The 16,745-nt window shown below is 48.7% G+C and carries 15 protein-coding genes; 9 read left to right on the forward strand and 6 right to left on the reverse strand.

Annotated elements, in window-relative coordinates:
* Nucleotides 1-96 precede the first annotated feature (96 nt).
* On the forward strand, nt 97-957 hold the full coding sequence (locus ADU22_RS07480) for a DNA-3-methyladenine glycosylase family protein (protein ID WP_053361594.1): 861 nt from the start codon (nt 97-99) through the stop codon (nt 955-957).
* A gap of 89 nt (nt 958-1,046) precedes the next feature.
* Nucleotides 1,047-2,465, forward strand: coding sequence for a 23S rRNA (uracil(1939)-C(5))-methyltransferase RlmD (rlmD, locus tag ADU22_RS07485; protein WP_053364494.1), 1,419 nt, complete (start codon nt 1,047-1,049; stop codon nt 2,463-2,465).
* Nucleotides 2,466-2,549: 84 nt separating this feature from the next.
* Here the strand turns inward: rlmD and ADU22_RS07490 are convergent, their stop codons facing one another.
* A complete protein-coding gene (locus ADU22_RS07490) occupies nt 2,550-2,879 on the reverse strand; it encodes a winged helix-turn-helix transcriptional regulator (protein WP_053361595.1) in 330 nt (109 codons plus the stop codon).
* Between the two features lie 171 nt (nt 2,880-3,050).
* Between ADU22_RS07490 and ADU22_RS07495 the strand changes: the two genes are divergently transcribed.
* On the forward strand, nt 3,051-4,118 hold the full coding sequence (locus ADU22_RS07495; RefSeq protein WP_053361596.1) for an LLM class flavin-dependent oxidoreductase: 1,068 nt from the start codon (nt 3,051-3,053) through the stop codon (nt 4,116-4,118).
* Between the two features lie 12 nt (nt 4,119-4,130).
* Complete coding sequence (locus tag ADU22_RS07500) at nt 4,131-4,730, forward strand: NADPH-dependent FMN reductase (RefSeq protein ID WP_053361597.1); 600 nt, start codon at nt 4,131-4,133, stop codon at nt 4,728-4,730.
* A gap of 55 nt (nt 4,731-4,785) precedes the next feature.
* On the opposite strand, the gene ADU22_RS07505 is transcribed toward ADU22_RS07500, so the two are convergent.
* Nucleotides 4,786-5,703 carry an aldo/keto reductase gene (locus tag ADU22_RS07505; protein ID WP_053361598.1) on the reverse strand — a complete coding sequence of 306 codons (918 nt, stop codon included), beginning with the start codon at nt 5,701-5,703 and terminating at the stop codon, nt 4,786-4,788.
* A gap of 195 nt (nt 5,704-5,898) precedes the next feature.
* Here ADU22_RS07505 and ADU22_RS07510 point away from each other — a divergent pair, with 195 nt between their 5' ends.
* Together ADU22_RS07510 and ADU22_RS07515 are read left to right on the forward strand one after the other, a co-directional pair.
* Nucleotides 5,899-6,876: a ring-cleaving dioxygenase gene (locus ADU22_RS07510; protein WP_053361599.1), complete on the forward strand. Its 978-nt coding sequence runs from the start codon at nt 5,899-5,901 to the stop codon at nt 6,874-6,876.
* Nucleotides 6,877-7,001: 125 nt separating this feature from the next.
* Nucleotides 7,002-7,661, forward strand: coding sequence for a hypothetical protein (locus ADU22_RS07515; protein ID WP_053364495.1), 660 nt, complete (start codon nt 7,002-7,004; stop codon nt 7,659-7,661).
* A gap of 314 nt (nt 7,662-7,975) precedes the next feature.
* On the opposite strand, the gene ADU22_RS07525 is transcribed toward ADU22_RS07515, so the two are convergent.
* Nucleotides 7,976-9,145, reverse strand: a complete 1,170-nt coding sequence (locus tag ADU22_RS07525) for a pyridoxal-phosphate-dependent aminotransferase family protein (RefSeq protein ID WP_053361601.1) — start codon at nt 9,143-9,145, stop codon at nt 7,976-7,978.
* Nucleotides 9,146-9,452: 307 nt separating this feature from the next.
* Here ADU22_RS07525 and ADU22_RS07530 point away from each other — a divergent pair, with 307 nt between their 5' ends.
* Entirely contained in the window at nt 9,453-11,045 is a 1,593-nt protein-coding gene (locus tag ADU22_RS07530; RefSeq protein WP_053361602.1) for an aspartate:alanine exchanger family transporter, read from the forward strand.
* Between the two features lie 37 nt (nt 11,046-11,082).
* On the opposite strand, the gene ADU22_RS07535 is transcribed toward ADU22_RS07530, so the two are convergent.
* The 3 genes from ADU22_RS07535 to ADU22_RS07545 form a co-directional block, all read right to left on the reverse strand.
* The gene (locus ADU22_RS07535) at nt 11,083-11,403 is read right to left on the reverse strand and encodes a hypothetical protein (protein WP_053361603.1); all 321 of its coding nucleotides are present in this window, start codon (nt 11,401-11,403) and stop codon (nt 11,083-11,085) included.
* Between the two features lie 144 nt (nt 11,404-11,547).
* Nucleotides 11,548-12,075, reverse strand: a complete 528-nt coding sequence (locus ADU22_RS07540) for a CBO0543 family protein (RefSeq protein ID WP_053361604.1) — start codon at nt 12,073-12,075, stop codon at nt 11,548-11,550.
* A gap of 112 nt (nt 12,076-12,187) precedes the next feature.
* The gene (locus ADU22_RS07545) at nt 12,188-13,603 is read right to left on the reverse strand and encodes a sigma-54 interaction domain-containing protein (RefSeq protein ID WP_053361605.1); all 1,416 of its coding nucleotides are present in this window, start codon (nt 13,601-13,603) and stop codon (nt 12,188-12,190) included.
* 228 nt (nt 13,604-13,831) lie between these two features.
* Here ADU22_RS07545 and pruA point away from each other — a divergent pair, with 228 nt between their 5' ends.
* Both pruA and ADU22_RS07555 read left to right on the forward strand, forming a co-directional pair.
* On the forward strand, nt 13,832-15,379 hold the full coding sequence (gene pruA, locus ADU22_RS07550) for an L-glutamate gamma-semialdehyde dehydrogenase (protein WP_053361606.1): 1,548 nt from the start codon (nt 13,832-13,834) through the stop codon (nt 15,377-15,379).
* A 79-nt stretch (nt 15,380-15,458) separates the two neighbouring features.
* Nucleotides 15,459-16,664, forward strand: coding sequence for an ornithine--oxo-acid transaminase (locus ADU22_RS07555; protein WP_053361607.1), 1,206 nt, complete (start codon nt 15,459-15,461; stop codon nt 16,662-16,664).
* Nucleotides 16,665-16,745: the final 81 nt, after the last annotated feature.

The following is a 16,745-nucleotide window of genomic DNA, read 5'->3' on the forward strand; positions in this document are numbered from 1 at the left end:
CAATGTGCCCAAACCGGTGCTGCTGGAAGAAAAGGGTGACAATGAATCTTCCCAACGTGGCTTTACGGAATCCATCTTTCGCAAAGGAGAGATTTTATGTGGCAGGAAACCATTTCAATCCCCGGGCCTTATAATTTTGACCTTGCCCTGGACAGGCTGTCGCTCGATCCTTTGCATGCAGTCGACCTTAACAGCAGGACGGTGAAGGTCCCGGTTGCGAATGATTCGGAACGGCAGATTGCAACAGTGACAGGAACCGGAAGCCTGGAAAACCCGCAATTCCATATAACGGCAGAAGGAAGCAAGGAGCAGACTCTAAGCGTACTGAAGGAGATATTCAGGTGGGATGTCGAGCTCCGGAAAATTCATGACCATTTCCAGACCACCGACCTGAAGCCGATTTTCGATGCCCATTACGGAACTCCGCTTGTCCTTGATTTCGACCCATTCGGAAGCCTTCTGAAGTGCATCATCCACCAGCAGCTTAATCTATCCTTTGCCTATACACTGACACAGCGTTTTGTTCATGCCTACGGAACCGAAAAAGATGGTGTCTGGTTTTATCCGGCTCCAGACAAAGTTGCGAGATTGACGGTCGAAGAGCTTCGCGAACTGCAGTTCAGCGGACGCAAGGCGGAATATGTCATTGGCATCGCTGAGCTTGCAGCGGAGGGAAAGCTGGACATTGCCGCTTTGAGGAATCAGGCCGATGCCGAAGTCGAAAACAGTTTAATCAAAATACGAGGAGTAGGCCCCTGGACAGTCCAGAATTTCCTCATGTTCGCATTGGGCCGGCCGAACTTGTTTCCACTCGCGGACATTGGCCTGCAGAACGCCTTGAAAAAGCATTACGAACTTGACCGGAAACCGACAATCGCCGAAATGGAACAACTTAAAGAGCCATGGGAGCCATACTTGAGCTATGCTTCCCTCTACTTATGGAGAAGCATTGAATAAATGGAGTGAACAACATGAAAAAGGAATATGGAACAAACAAGCAATCGCCCGGCAGAAGCGATTTTAAGAAAGGCCGTCCCGCACCTGCGATGAACAGGCAGGGCAGCCGGCAGAAGGCACAGGGCGGAAGCCAGCAGCAGGGGGTCAAAATCGAACCCGGACAAACGATGCCGCTCACAATTAAACGGCTTGGCATCAATGGGGAAGGCGTGGGCTACTTTAAGCGCCAGGTTGTATTTGTTCCCGGGGCGCTGCCTGGGGAAGAGGTAGTGGCCGAGGTTACGAAGGTGCTTCCGAAATATTCGGAAGCCAAGGTCAAGAAGGTCAGAAAGCCATCCGAACACAGGGTCACGCCTGTCTGCCCGGTGTATGAAGAATGCGGCGGCTGCCAGCTGCAGCACCTTCATTACACCCAGCAGCTCAAAGAAAAACGCGATATTGTCATCCAGTCGCTTGAACGGCACACCAAGCTCGATGTGTCCAAACTGGACATCAGAGACACCATCGGAATGGAAAATCCATGGGGCTACCGCAATAAAAGCCAGTTCCAGGTCGGCGAGAAAGCCGGAAAAGTCCTTGCCGGCCTATACGGCCTAAATTCGCATAATCTCATCAATATCGAGCAGTGCGCCGTCCAGCATCCGGCCACATCCAAAGCGACAGAAGTCGTTAAAGGCATTCTTCAGGACTTGAGAATCCCGATCTACAATGAAAAGACCGGCAAGGGCCTGGTACGCACGATTGTGGCCAGGACCGGAGTCCGGACAGGCGAGCTGCAGATTGTACTTATTACAACGAAAAAAGAGCTGCCTAAGAAAGAGCTCATCATCCAGGAGGCCAAAAAGCGGCTGCCGGAACTGACCTCGATTGTCCAGAATGTAAACKGCCAAAAAACCTCGCTAATATTCGGCGAAGAGACACAAACGCTTGAAGGGAAGGATTTCATCCAGGAAACGCTGGGCGACCTCCAGTTTGAGCTATCGGCCAGGACTTTCTTCCAGCTGAACCCCGAGCAGACGGTCAAACTTTATGATGAAGCCAAGAAGGCTGCCGGGCTTACAGGCAAGGAAAAGGTGGTTGATGCCTATTGCGGCGTGGGCACAATCGGACTCTGGCTTTCCGGGGATGCTGGGGAGATCAGGGGAATGGACGTGATTGCGGAATCCATCGAAAATGCCCGTAAAAATGCTGCCCGCCACGGGGTAAAACATGCCCGCTACGAAGTGGGCAAAGCCGAGCAATGGCTGCCCAAATGGGCAAAAGAAGGCTGGAGGCCGGATGTGATAGTGGTTGACCCGCCAAGAGTCGGGTGTGACGCCGAATTCCTGAATACCGTTTTAAAAGTGAAGCCCGAAAAATTTGTTTACATCTCATGCAATCCATCTACATTGGCAAAAGACATCAATATCCTTGGCAAGCACTATAGAGTGGAATACATCCAGCCGGTGGATATGTTTCCGCATACTTCACAGGTTGAGAGCTGCGCATTGCTAGTCAGAAGAACATGACCAGTCAAATATGCTCATGCTAAAAAGACCCCGGCATCGCAAAAAGAGTTGCGGTGCCGGGGTTTTATTTTTATTGTAATGAATCTAATCCGCGGATCCGGACCCGGGTTCAATCCAGGCCTGGGACCAGTTCTCGATTGATTTTAAAATCGGCTCCATGGATAGTCCTTTTTCAGTTAGAGAATACTCAATTATGACGGGCGTTTCGGGTATGACTTCGCGTTTTACTACCCCTTGATGCTCCAGGTCTTTTAACCGTTCCGATAAGACCTTTCCGCTTATGCCAACAGAAGATTGTATTTCATTGAACCTTTGTGGTCCTGATAGTAACTGATAGATAACTAAGGCGGTCCATCTTTGACTTAATAACGAGATAGCTTTTTCAAATCTTGGACAAATGGTTGGTTGCTTCATATTGTTACTACACCTCACTTGTTTACATTATATCACAGAAAAAAACAATTTAATTACAAAAGATAATTTAGTTACTTGACAAAATTTTATTACTAAAATACACTTAGTTACATAAAGTAAGTTAATATCATATCAAAACAGGCCGAACCGGCTTCGGATTGGAGGGATACGATGGCTGATAAAAAAAGCTCTGGAATTGAAATAGGCATCTACACACTTGCGGATATTGGTCCTGACCCTCTTACTGGCAAGACAAATACTGCTAAAGAAAGAGTGAAGGAAATGGTCCAGGCCGCAAAAGCTGCAGATGAGGCAGGGCTCGATGTATTTGGAGTAGGAGAACATCATCGACTCGATTACGCATCTTCTTCTCCTGCAGTACTATTGGCTGCAGTTGCACAAGTAACAGAACAAATTAGATTAACAAGTACAACAAGTGTTTTAAGTACGCTTGATCCTGTTCGTCTGTTTGAAGATTTCGCAACAGTGGATCTCCTTTCCGACGGCCGTGCTGAAATACTCGCAGGCAGGGGAGCATTTATAGAATCATTTCCTCTGTTCGGCTATAGTACAGACGATTATGATGAATTGTTTGAAGAGCACTTGGAACTCTTGCTGCAGCTTGCCCGTAATGAGACCGTGACATGGTCCGGGAAGTTCCGCCCTTCGTTTAGGGAAGCGGAAATTGCTCCAAGACCGGTACAGGAACACTTGCCAGTCTGGATTGGAGTCGGCGGGTCACCGGAAAGTGCCGTTCGTGCCGGAAAATATGGAGTTGGAATGGCAATGGCCATATTGGGAGGAAATCCAGCGCGCTTTAAGCCGCTTGCTGACCTTTACCGTAAAACTGGAGTTGAGGCAGGCCATTCAGCACAGGACTTGAAGATTGGTGTGACGGGACACGCCTACATTGCGAAGACAACGCAGCAGGCGAAGGACGAATTTTACCCTTATTACGCCAACTACTGGCAATACGTGAACCGTCAGCGCGGAATGGGGACAAAAATGTCCAGGGCAGACTTCGAATATATGACTGGCCCGGATACTGCGCTGTTTGTAGGAAGTCCGCAGCAAATAGCCGAGAAAATCCTGCAGCAGCACGAACTGTTTGGACATCAGCGTTTCTTGGCGCAATTGGACATAGGCGGCCAGCCTCTAAAGAATGTCATGGAAAGCATTGAGTTATTGGCAACGGAAGTGGCACCGGTCGTTAGAAGAGAAATAAGTAAAAACTTTTAGAGGTGTAGATAAATGGGTTTTTTACAAAAACTTTTTGGTAAACAAACAGAGGAGGAAGAAACAATGGCAGCAGAAAAATTAAACATTGGTATTATCCTGGGAAGCACTCGTCAAGGCCGTGTAAGCCCGCAGGTTGGAGAATGGGTAAAAGGAATTGCTGACAAACGCGGAGATGCAAATTACGAAATTGTCGATATTGCTGACTTCAACCTTCCATTCTTGGGAACTACAGATGGCACAGAGCCTGGCATTGCTGCCTGGAACGAGAAACTGGCAAACCTTGATGGGTACGTATTCATTGTTCAGGAATACAATCACAGTATTACAGGTGCCTTGAAAAACGCGATCGACTTTGCCCGTGAAGCATGGTACAACAAAGCAGCAGGCATTGTAAGCTATGGTTCAACTGGCGGAGCTCGCGCAGCAGAACATCTGCGCGGCATTCTGGGGGAAATTAAAGTAGCGGATGTCCGCACACATCCAACTCTTTCCCTTTTCACAGATTTCGAGAACATGAGTGAATTTAAGCCGCAGGAACTGCATCTTGATAATGTAAACGCAATGCTTGAAGAGGTTGTTGCCTGGAGCGGAGCGTTAAAGACACTACGCTAATTTAAAAACATCAGACGCCATTAGGTGTCTGATGTTTTTCTTTTAAAATCCTCCATTATGGCAATATATTTCCTGCAGCACGGTAAATCTCATACCATTCTTCTCTTGTGATGACCACATCCGAAGCCTTGGCGATATTCGTTAGCCGCTCTGGTGTCATTGTGCCTACGATGGTTTGGATTCTTGCCGGGTGGCGCAGGATCCAGGCGACGGCAACCGCTGATTTGTTGATCCCGTATTTATCGCCAACTTCCTGGAGTTTGGCATTCAGTTCCGGGAATTCTTCGTTGTCAATGAAGAATCCTTCAAAGAATCCGTACCGGAACGGAGACCATGCCTGGATGGTGATTTCATTCAGGCGGCTGTAATCAAGGATGCCGCCGTCGCGGTCAACGGCACTGTCGTGTTTGTTGTTCACCTGGATTCCTGCATCCACCATCCCTGTATGCATAACGCCGAACTGAAGCTGATTAATGATCAGTTCCTGCTGGACAGATTTTTTTAGCAGTTCAATTTGCGCGGGGTTATGGTTGCTCACGCCGAAGTGGCGAACTTTTCCGCTTTCCTGCAACTGTGAAAAGGCCTCTGCCACTTCTTCCGGCTCCATAAGCGCATCCGGGCGATGCAGCAGGAAAACATCAATGTAGTCTGTTTTCAAGCGCTGCAGGCTTTTGTCGACAGACCCCACAATATGCTCTTTGGAAAAGTCGTAATATCCCTTCCGGATTCCAGCCTTTGTTTGAATAATGAGTTTTTCCCGGATTGAAGGGCTCATTTCAAGAGCATCGGCAAATACTTCTTCCGATTTTCCGCTGGCATAAATATCCGCATGGTCAAAAAAGTCGATTCCCAGCTCCAGGGCATTATGTATCACCTTTGCAGCCTCTTCCTTGGAGAGCTTTCCCATTCCCATGCAGCCTAGTGAAATATTGGAGGCCTCCAGATTGCTATTGCCCAATTTTATTTTTTTCATCAAATCACCTCTTTCAACCTTATGTTATCGTTTGGGTTCCTGATTATCCACTTTTTATCCTCGGGGGATGCCTGATCAGCTGAGAAGCGGTATGGTTGACACCTTCTCTTTGTTTATGATATATTTATCTCGAATTAAAGATATCTCATTTAAAAATAATTCTAAGGGTATTATATAAAACAGGAGGTATGAAAAATGAAAGGATTAAAAGGCATTCACCATGTTACCGCGATCACAAGCAGCGCGGAAAAGAACTATGAGTTTTTCACTTATGTACTTGGAATGCGGCTGGTGAAAAAGACAGTCAATCAGGATGATATCCAAACCTACCATCTGTTCTTTGCTGACGACACTGGCAGTCCGGGGACGGATATGACATTCTTTGATTTTCCGGGGATACCGAAAGGATCGCACGGAACAAATGAAATTTATAAAACTTCCTTCCGGGTACCGACCGACAAAGCCCTCGAATACTGGGTAAAGCGGTTTGACAGGATGGGTGTGGAGCACAAGGGGATTACCGAACAGTTTGGCAAGATGACCCTTTCCTTTGCCGATTTTGACGAGCAGCAATACCAGCTGGTGTCAGATGAAACCAATGAGGGAGTGGCATCTGGCACTCCTTGGCAAAAGGGACCAGTTCCTCTGGAATATGCCATAACAGGTTTAGGGCCGCTTCATGTCCGTGTGGCGCAGTTCGACTATTTTAAAGAGATGATGGAAAAAGTATTGCAGTTCAAAGAGATTGCATCGGATGGTGCGTTCCATTTATTTGAGGTTGGAGAAGGAGGGAACGGAGCGCAGGTTGTTGTTGAATACAATGCGGTTCTTCCACAGGCGCGGCAAGGATATGGCACTGTGCACCATGCGGCCTTCCGGGTCGATGATCGTTCCGTTCTTGAGGATTGGGACATGCATCTGCGGAATTTTGGCTTCCAGACGTCCGGCTTCGTGGACCGCTTCTTTTTCGGATCGCTTTATTCGAGAGTGGCTCCGCAGATATTGTTCGAATTTGCCACAGACGGCCCTGGGTTTATGGGAGATGAGCCTTATGAAACACTTGGGGAAAAACTCTCGCTGCCGCCTTTCCTGGAGCCAAAGCGGAAACAGATTGAATCATATGTGCGCCCGATTGACACAGTCAGAAGCACAAAGGAGTTTATCAAGGAATAAAGAAGGTTGCCTTGTCGGCCGCTGCGTTTTGCAGCGGCTGTTTTTTTATGTGGTTTTCCCAAGCTATGGTTAAGGGTTGTGCCTGAAAGGGTATGGAGAAACTGGAGAGAAAKGGAAGTGGAAATGTGGATCCGGTGATATATTTATTTTTTACAATTGCATATTTGGCTCTTCTGGTCTGGGGAATTGTCCTTGCACAGAAAAACGGCTGGAATAACAGTGCGAACCTTATTCTGTTAGTCATTTCCGGGCTCATTTATGATAATGGAATTCTAGCTGCCGGCACCCTTATTGGGGAAGGCGGGCTGCTTAAAAATCTGAACGCTGTCCGCTTTTGGGCGCATGCGTTTTTCACGCCCCTGCTCGTGATCTTTGCTTGGAAGACGGTTTCTGGGACTGGGGTGGAATGGGCAAGAAGCAAGTGGTTAAAATATGGCACTTACCTTGTGTTCCTTGGGCTTGTGGTCCTGGAATTGGCTACGGAGGTGTCCGGCCTTGAGCTGAGGGCCAAGCGGGAATACGGAGTCTTGAGCTACGAAAATGCTGCCCAGGGTGGAGGCCCGCCGCTGATGGTCCTGGTTGTAACCGTCTTTCTGCTGATTGCCTCCATCATCGTCTGGAAAAAGCAAAAATGGCCGTGGTTTTTTGTGGGAACTGTCTTAATGGGGGTTGGCAGTGCCGTTGAGTTTCCTGTTGAAAGTGCGGCAGTGGTCAATGCCTTTGAATTGATCTTGCTTCTTTCTCTAATGGCAACGAAGCAATTTCAGGATCGGCGTGGGGAGTAGGGTTTTTTACGACGAGGCAGGGTCGGTTAAGACAAAGTCTTGGTGTTTTACGACAAAAGGGGAGGCACTTACGACAAAGTCATGGAGTTTACGACAAAAAGGCAGGCACATACGACAAAAGCTTGCCTTTTCACGACAAAAGAATGGCTATACGACAAAAGCCTGGCCTCTTACGACAAAAGGCACTGCACTTACGACAAAAGCATAAAGGCTTACAACATAAACCACCGCACTCACAACAAAACAGCCAGGTTCACGACAAAGGTGCACAAAGCCAAAAAAATGCCCTCCGGCAGCCGGAGGGCATTCCTTTTTTAGCTCATTTTAGCGTATAGCACCTCTTTGAACACTTCGACCGCTTTTTCTGGCTGTACATCATAGCCCAGTTCGTTCATCGTTTCGCCGATGAGAAGCACCGCTCTTTCCAGCATCTCCTGAGTGGTATTGCCCATGTGGCCGATCCGGAAGGCTTTGCCTGCCAAATGGGCCAATGCGCCAGCGACGATAAGGCCTTTTTCTGCCAGTCTGGCCCGGAAAGCGGCATCGTCCATTCCCTCTGGATACAAGATGCAGCTGAGTGTGGCTGCTGCCGCTTCCTCATCTGCAAGCGCCTTCATTCCAAATGCAGCAAGGGCGGCACGCACTCCTCTTCCAAATGCCTCGTGGCGCTTGTAGCGGTTCTCCATGCCTTCCGCCAGCACGAGCTTCATTCCTTCCTCATAGGCGTAAATGAGGTTTACAGGTGGCGTAGCAAAATACTTTTGCGGGTCATGCATGATTGGAATCCAATTGTAAATATCGCTGTAATAGGCAGGGATGCGCCCAAGTTCCTTCCGGGCGGCAAGCGCTGTCTGGTTGAATGCCACAATGGCAAGGCCAGGAGGAACGCCGATCGCTTTTTGTGACCCTGTCAGAATGACATCAATCTTCGCATCTGGATCGCCATAGCACTTGCTCATGTCCTCTTCCATCGCTGCGGTAGCGCAGACTCCATCGAGAATCACGAGGGCGCCATGCTTTTTAATGATGGGCACCAGGGCATCCAGATTCGCCGCAACACCAGTGGATGTGTCAGCATGTGTGATCGTAACAGCCTTGTAACGGCCGGCAGCCAGCTTTTCCTCCAGCTCCTGCGGACTCACTTGTTTTCCCCAACTTGCCTGGAGTACATCTGCTTCAATTCCAAATGCTTGCCCCAGCTTAATGAAGCGGTCGCCAAAAAATCCATGGCTGATGACCAGGATCCGTTCTCCCGGCGCCACGGTGTTCAGCAGAGCCATCTCCATTCCAAGCGTTCCCGAGCCTGAAATGACAAAAACCTCGCCGTCTGTTTTCAGCATTTCTCTTGTCTTTTCGAGAGCGCTTCGGTAAACTGCGGCAAACCGTGCATCGGTATGGCTTCTTGTTTCCCCGCTAAGCGCATCATAAATCGAATCAACCACCGGTGTCGGCCCTGGTATCAGCAGCATTTCTTTGTTCCGCAAATCCTTCATCCCCCTGTAAAATGATAGTGTCTATAACTACTTCTATTTTAATAAAGAAAGTCCTTTAATCTTCCTTAATCATTTGTCCACTTTCCAACATATGGCCAAGTTATTGCTGCAAGGGAGTAGTCATGCATTCTTTTGGGAAAGGGTAAATGGAAACGCTGTTATAATCAAACGTTTGATTAAGCACACGAGGACAGGCTCAATTGTCCATACTTTGTCAAGAATGCTCATTTCTTTTCAGCGGCGATATGCTAGAGTTTTTCATGATGAAGATGAATCTACATGGAAGAAGGAACCTGAAATGATAGGCACTTTGCTAAAAGAACCATTGGTCTTATTATTTGTTATCCTGTTTTTGGGATCGGCACTAGGGCAGGCAAAAATAAAGGGCATCAGTCTTGGTACATCAGGAGTGCTGCTAGTAGCGATGGTGTTTGGCCATTTTGGGTACAATGTTCCGGAGACTGTCCAGCAGCTTGGATTAAGTTTGTTTATTGTTGCCGTCGGCCTGCAGGCTGGACCGCGCTTTTTCCGGATGATGCGCTCCAATGGACTGGTCTTTGGAATCATTGGGCTGATTGTCGTCCTTTCTGCTGCTGTGACGACTGTCATCATTGCCAAATTGTTTGATTTCTCGCCCGCTATATCGATTGGCCTGATGACCGGGGCGCTGACGAGCACACCTGGTTTGGCGGCCGCTTTGCAGGCGACCAATGATCCTGTTGCTTCTGTTGGCTACGGGATCGCCTATCCGTTCGGTGTCATTGCCGTTGTCCTGTTTGTCCAGCTGCTCCCAAGGCTGCTGAAGACGGACCTGGAGAAGGATATGAATGAATCGAACGGCCCGATCCGCAATTCGGAGTCGCCTGAATTGATGACTCTTGAAGTCCGCAATCCTGCTTTCCATAAACGGACCATTAAGGAACTGCATTTCAACAGGTATCGTTCCGTTGCGATAAGCCGTGTGATCCGCGGCGACCGCAACATCATCGCCCTGAATGATACGGTCATCCTCAAAGGGGATCATCTTGTCGCCGTTGGCTCCAAGGAGGATCTTGAGCATCTGTCCAAGGATATTGGACCCAGGGTGGAAACCCATCTTGAAAACTCCGATCATGTCAAGCTTCGGAAAATTGTTGTCGATGCAGAAGAAATTATCGGCAAGAGCCTGAGGGAATTGAGCTTGAGGAATGTGTACGGAGTCACCGTAACAAGAATAGAGCGCGGCGGGKTTGAATTTCACCAGCATCCCAAATGGCGCCTTGAACGCGGCGATGTCCTGACTGTTGTCAGCAGCGAGGACCGATTGGATCAGGTGGAAAAGCTGTTCAGCAGAAGGCATCTGTCGGTCACCAATGTGCATATCCTCTCCTTGAGCCTCATCCTGCTTGTCGGAATTCTGGTTGGGATGATTCCGCTCACTTTGCCTGGGCTCGGGGAAATAACCTTTGGAGTGGCAGGGGGTCCGCTGTTTGTCGCCTTGATCATTGGCCACTTCGGGAAAGTGGGTCCCATCCAAGCCCGCTATTACCAGCCCTCAACAAGGGTCATCAGCGATATTGGGCTTGTGCTGTTCCTGGCAGGGGCAGGCACGACAGCCGGCCAGGGCATAGTGGATGTCATCCAGGAAAGAGGTTTCAGCCTTGTGTTTGCCGGCGCATTGATTACGATTGTTCCCTTGTTTATTGGCTACTTTGTCTCAAGGAGAATGTTCCGGCTTAGCATCGCCCACTCGCTTGGGACTTTATGCGGGGGGATGACGAGTACACCAGGCCTCGGAGCGGTCAATCAGCTGGTTGATTCCGAAGAGCCGGCGGTTGCCTATGCTGCCGCTTATCCATTCGCACTCATACTTGTTGCCGTCATCTCGCAGCTGCTTGTGTTTTTCCTGTAAGAACGGTTTAGGAAGTATCCCTTCGGCCGAATTTCCATTACGGGCAAACAGGCAGGACCCTGCCAAAATAGCTTTTAATGATCAGCCAGCGAGCCGGATACGTATCGATGAAGTCATCCAGGACAGCCGGAGAATAACAAGCGAGGCAGTCGATTGGCTCGGACGTGCCCTTTAGGTCATAGTACAGGGCGTGCAGAATCGTGTAGTGGCTGTTCAGCTGAAAGGGGTCCAGCCTTACAGCTTTGATATGATGCTGGCCGATAAAGTGGATTAGCGATTCTTCCTGCAGCTGAAAACTCTCTTCCCTGGACAAGCCGTTCAGCTCAATTCGGTCGTTAATAAATAAAATTCCTTTCATAAGCCTTCCCCCATCTTGGATACTGATTAGTACCGGTATAAACAATTTCGCTGCTGTTAATACCCGGATTGGTGGTAAAGAGGCTGCAGACCTCAAAAACCCCGGTCAGTTTTGCTGCCAGGGTAAAGGAATGAAAGCCAGGGTTCAGCGGAAAACGGAGCCCGGTACATCGAACATATTCCAGAGAAACAAAATAAAAAGGATGGATATGACCCAGGCTGCCGGGGGCTTGTGAAAGTGGATTTTCAAAACGATAAACATGACGGTGTTAAAAAGGACTGACCACCCGAGGCTCCAGCCATGTTCATGCGTCATCAAATTTGTCTTTAAATCAATGAATTCATTGACAGAATAAATGCCAATCCAGAAAAGGATATACAAGACTTGTTTGATCAGGCGTTCCTTGGGAAATTTGGATAAATAGATCATCACCGTTGCAGGATATTTGACAAGCATTATGGATAAAAATATATGAGTGTGAGTTAAGCCCAGTTCTGCATCCATTCCCTGTGGAGTGTATTTCCACATCGGATAATGATCGACCAGGAGATACTGATAAAGAAAGTCGCCAAGCAGCAGAAAGAGCAGGGTGGGGTAATATAGCCGCCAGTTCCTCCAGTCGCCCCATTTCCATAATGCGCCAATCCAAACCAAAGCATATAATGCGTTCATTTTCCGGTCTCTCCCATGCCAAGGGTTAAATTCCTCTTCCGTATCAATAGGATTGGCTTACTTGGAAAAAATATTCCAGTTTCATGAAGTGAAGCTTAGCCTCTTCAAGGAATTATTCCTTCCGGATGTCCCATTTCCTGATGCGGTATTGGAGGTTTTGCCTGCTCATTCCCAATGCTTCGGCGGTTTGGGTAATGTTGAAATCATGCTGCTGCAAAGCCTTTTTCAAATAGTAAGTCTCCGCTTCCTTCATATAATCATCAAAGGGCTTGATGGGCTTTCCCGACTGAATAAGCAGGTTTTCTGCCTTTGGAGCGGGTGCCTTTTCCCCGCTGACCCGCGGTTTACTCCGGAATTGGATGGGCAGATGCCTGTACGATAGTACTTCTTCATGGTCCATTACATTCATCGATCCCTCGATAATATGTTCAAGCTCCCTGACATTGCCCGGCCAGTCATAGGCCATGAAAAGCCGCAAAACCTCCTCGTCCATTTTTTTTACGCTCATGCCGAACAGGCTGTTATATTTCTCAATGAAAAATACAGCAAGGTCCCTGATGTCGGACTTTCTTTCTTTTAAAGGAGGAACGAACAGGGAGACCACGCTTAGCCGGTAATACAGGTCCTTTCTCAGCCGTCCTTCGGCAATGGCGCTGACAGGATCCTCATTGATGGTAGCGATGATCCGGACATCAACCGGCACATCACGGGTGTCACCGACCCTGCGGACGGTTTTCTCCTGGATCACACGTAAAAGTTTGGCCTGCAGCGCAATATTAAGGGAGTTGATTTCATCGAGCAGCAGAGTGCCGCCTTCGGCCTGCTCGAACAGCCCTTTCCGTTCAATCGCCCCTGTAAAAGCTCCTTTTTTCGTCCCGAAGAGAAGTCCTTCAATCAGGGTGTCAGGCAAGGCAGCACAGTTTTGCGAGATAAAAGGCCTGGCGGCACGGGGGCTGCCATTATGGATGCTTTGGGCAAACAGTTCCTTCCCTGTTCCGGTCTCACCGGTAATAAGGACAGAAGAAGATGTGCGGGCTGCCCGCTTGCTCGCCTCGATGACTTCCTCCAGTTCGGGGCTGCTTCCGATAATACTGTCAAACGTGTATTTGGTATCGCTCTTTTTATGAAGATTTTCCCTGACAAGCCGCTCATATCTGGTCACATCCCGGGCAATTTCAATTGCGCCGATCCGGGTCTTTCCTTCAATGTAAGGGAAGGTATCGTTGATGGTCGTGATTTCCTTGCCTTTGTTGTTATAGTAGGTTTGTTTGGCATTTTGGATGGTTATTCCCATTCTTAGTGCTTCAATCAGGGTGCTGTTGCTGTTTTCTCCAAAAGAAAAAACCTCAAGCAGGTTTTTATCAAGAACATCCTCAATGCTCATTCCCTCGATATCCCGCATTTTTTTATTATAAATGATCGTTTTGCCTTCCTCGTTCACCGCATGTATCCCAACATCGATTTTATCGAGTATATGTTTGTAGACTTTGTTCATTTTCAGGAGGTCTTCAAGCTGTTTTTGCTCCATAACTTCCCCTCTTTTCTTTGTCCTTGATTATATATTATGGAGGTAAGGGTGGTGGTGCAAGGAATTTTTGCGCAAAAAAACTGGACACTCCCTGGATTTTTGCAAAAAATATTTGCACCTAATGCTGTGATTTCTATAGTTTCATGGTATTTAATATTGGCATGATAATTGCATCTATATGGTTGAAGGCAAAAGACTTATTTTTAACACACAGGGAGGAATGCATTCATGGTGCAGCCATACCAACACGAACCCTTTACAGATTTTAAGGATGATAAAAATAACCAAGAGTATCTTCAAGGCTTAAAGACGGTAGAAGGATACCTCGGCCGGGATTATGATCTATTGATTGGCGGAGAGCGGATTTCAACTGAGGAAAAGCTTGTTTCCTTCAATCCTGCAAATAAAGAAGAAGTAATTGGCACCGTTGCAAAAGCGGATCGCGAGCTGGCCGAAAAGGCGATGCAGGCCGCCGTTGAAGCCTTCAAGACGTGGAAGAAGGCAAAGCCGGAGCTGCGGGCGGATGTCCTTTTCAAGGCTGCGGCCATCCTTCGCCGCCGCAAGCATGAATTTTCTGCTTTGCTTACCAAAGAAGCGGGTAAACCATGGAATGAAGCGGATGCGGATACAGCGGAGGCCATTGATTTCCTTGAGTATTATGCCCGCCAAATGCTCCGTATCAAGGATGGGGTACCGGTCCAAAGCCGCCCGAATGAGTTTAATCGTTATGACTATATTCCGCTAGGGGTGGGAATCATTATTTCCCCTTGGAATTTCCCGCTCGCCATCATGGCAGGAACAACCGTTGCCGCAATTGTTGCCGGAAATACCGTCCTTCTAAAACCGGCTTCCACCACTCCGGTTGTGGCAGCCAAGTTTGTTGAGGTCATGGAAGAAGCCGGCTTGCCAAAAGGAGTGCTTAATTTTGTCCCAGGCAGCGGTGCGGAAGTCGGCGATTATCTTGTTGACCATAAAGATACCCGCTTCATTTCCTTCACAGGCTCCAGAGATGTGGGGCTGCGCATTTATGAGCGGGCATCTAAGCTGAGCGAAGGCCAAATCTGGCTGAAGCGGGTAATTGCGGAAATGGGCGGGAAGGATACAATCGTCGTTGACAGCGAGGCAGACCTTGAACTGGCGGCACAATCGATTGTTTCTTCGGCCTTCGGTTTCTCGGGGCAAAAATGTTCCGCAGGATCCCGTGCCGTTGTTGTTGAGGATGTATACGACCAGGTGCTTAAGCGTGCGATTGAACTGACAAAACAGCTGACAGTCGGCAACCCTGAAGAAGCTGGCACCAATATGGGACCAGTCATAGACCAGAGCGCTTACAATAAAATCATGGAATATATTGAAATTGGCAGGAGTGAAGGGAAGCTGGCTGCCGGCGGTGAAGGAGACGATTCGAAAGGCTATTTCATCCAGCCAACGATTATTGCCGACCTTGACCCGAACTCCCGGATCATGCAGGAAGAAATCTTTGGACCGGTTGTCGGCTTCAGCAAAGCGAGAGATTTTAACCACGCGATTGAAATTGCCAATAACACTGAATATGGCCTGACTGGGGCCGTCATTACCAGAAACCGCGATAAAATCCAGCAGGCGCGCGAAGACTTCTACGTCGGCAACCTTTATTTCAATCGCGGATGTACAGGTGCAATCGTCGGATACCAGCCATTTGGCGGATTCAATATGTCGGGCACCGATTCCAAAGCTGGAGGGCCGGACTACCTGCTGCTCCATATGCAGGCGAAGACCACTTCAGAAATGTATTAGAGCATGCATAGGCGAAGCCAGGCGGCCGTTGGGCAACGTCGCTCTGGCATCGATCACAACAAACAGGGGAGTGAAAAACATGGTTCATAGCCAATCATCAAAGGAACTTATTGAACAGACTGATAGATACGGGGCCAATAATTATCACCCGCTGCCAATTGTCATTTCCAGGGCGGAGGGTGTATGGGTGGAAGACCCTGAAGGCAACAGGTACATGGACATGCTTAGTGCCTATTCGGCTGTTAACCAGGGCCACCGCCATCCGAAAATCATCCAGGCACTGAAGGACCAGGCGGACAGGGTCACCCTGACATCAAGAGCCTTTCATAATGACCAGCTTGGGCCTTGGTATGAGCGGATTTGCAAACTGACAAACAAAGAGATGGCCCTGCCTATGAATACAGGGGCAGAAGCGATTGAAACGGCCATTAAAACAGCTCGCCGCTGGGCTTATGATGTCAAGGGCGTGGAAGAAAACCAGGCGGAAATCATTGCCTGCATCGGCAACTTCCACGGCCGGACGATGGCGGCGGTATCCCTTTCCTCCGAAGCAGAGTATAAGCGTGGATTTGGACCGATGCTGCCTGGCATTAAATTGATTCCTTACGGCGATCTTGAAGCACTTAAAGCGGCAATTACACCAAACACGGCTGCATTTTTAATCGAGCCTATCCAGGGGGAGGCCGGCATTGTGATTCCCAGGGAAGGCTTCCTGAAAGAAGCTTTCGAGCTTTGCAAGCAGCAGAATGTCCTGTTTATTGCGGATGAAATCCAGGCAGGGCTTGCACGCTCAGGCAAAATGTTTGCCTGCGAGTGGGAAAACGTAGATCCGGACATGTATATTCTTGGCAAGGCGCTTGGAGGCGGGGTGTTCCCGATATCCTGTGTGGTCGCCAATAAGGAAATCCTTGGCGTTTTCAACCCAGGCTCCCACGGCTCCACCTTTGGCGGAAACCCGATGGCCTGCGCGGTTTCCATTGCCGCACTTGATGTGCTGGTTGATGAGAATCTTGCTGAGCGTTCGCTCGAACTTGGCAGCTATTTTATGGGCAAGCTTAAGGAAATCCATAGTCCTGCTATCAAGGAGGTTAGAGGCCGCGGGCTTTTCATTGGCGTAGAGCTGAATGAGCCGGCCCGAAAATACTGTGAAGCTCTAAAAGAGGAAGGCCTGCTGTGCAAAGAAACACATGATACCGTCATCCGTTTCGCCCCGCCGCTTGTCATCACGAAAGAAGAGCTGGACTGGGCGATCGAAAGGATTCGGAAAGTACTGGGCGAGGTTTAGTAAGGAAATTAAAAGACAGGGACGCGCGGGGGGAAAGGCGACGCGTTCTTGTCTTTTTTTGCTTGGGTAGGGTCTAGAGGC

It is taken from the genome of Bacillus sp. FJAT-27251, from assembly GCF_001273925.1.
GTDB lineage: Bacteria > Bacillota > Bacilli > Bacillales > Cytobacillaceae > Mesobacillus_B.

Excerpts from the sequence above, each read along its gene's own strand:
- ADU22_RS07545 (WP_053361605.1), bottom strand. The coding sequence starts at position 13,603 with ATGGAGCAAAAACAGCTTGAAGACCTCCTGAAAATGAACAAAGTCTAC.
- ADU22_RS07555 (WP_053361607.1), top strand. The coding sequence starts at position 15,459 with ATGGTTCATAGCCAATCATCAAAGGAACTTATTGAACAGACTGATAGA.
- ADU22_RS07500 (WP_053361597.1), top strand. The coding sequence starts at position 4,131 with ATGGGTTTTTTACAAAAACTTTTTGGTAAACAAACAGAGGAGGAAGAA.
- ADU22_RS07495 (WP_053361596.1), top strand. The coding sequence starts at position 3,051 with ATGGCTGATAAAAAAAGCTCTGGAATTGAAATAGGCATCTACACACTT.
- ADU22_RS07490 (WP_053361595.1), bottom strand. The coding sequence starts at position 2,879 with ATGAAGCAACCAACCATTTGTCCAAGATTTGAAAAAGCTATCTCGTTA.
- ADU22_RS07510 (WP_053361599.1), top strand. The coding sequence starts at position 5,899 with ATGAAAGGATTAAAAGGCATTCACCATGTTACCGCGATCACAAGCAGC.
- pruA (WP_053361606.1), top strand. The coding sequence starts at position 13,832 with ATGGTGCAGCCATACCAACACGAACCCTTTACAGATTTTAAGGATGAT.
- ADU22_RS07505 (WP_053361598.1), bottom strand. The coding sequence starts at position 5,703 with ATGAAAAAAATAAAATTGGGCAATAGCAATCTGGAGGCCTCCAATATT.
- ADU22_RS07480 (WP_053361594.1), top strand. The coding sequence starts at position 97 with ATGTGGCAGGAAACCATTTCAATCCCCGGGCCTTATAATTTTGACCTT.
- ADU22_RS07535 (WP_053361603.1), bottom strand. The coding sequence starts at position 11,403 with ATGAAAGGAATTTTATTTATTAACGACCGAATTGAGCTGAACGGCTTG.
- ADU22_RS07540 (WP_053361604.1), bottom strand. The coding sequence starts at position 12,075 with ATGAACGCATTATATGCTTTGGTTTGGATTGGCGCATTATGGAAATGG.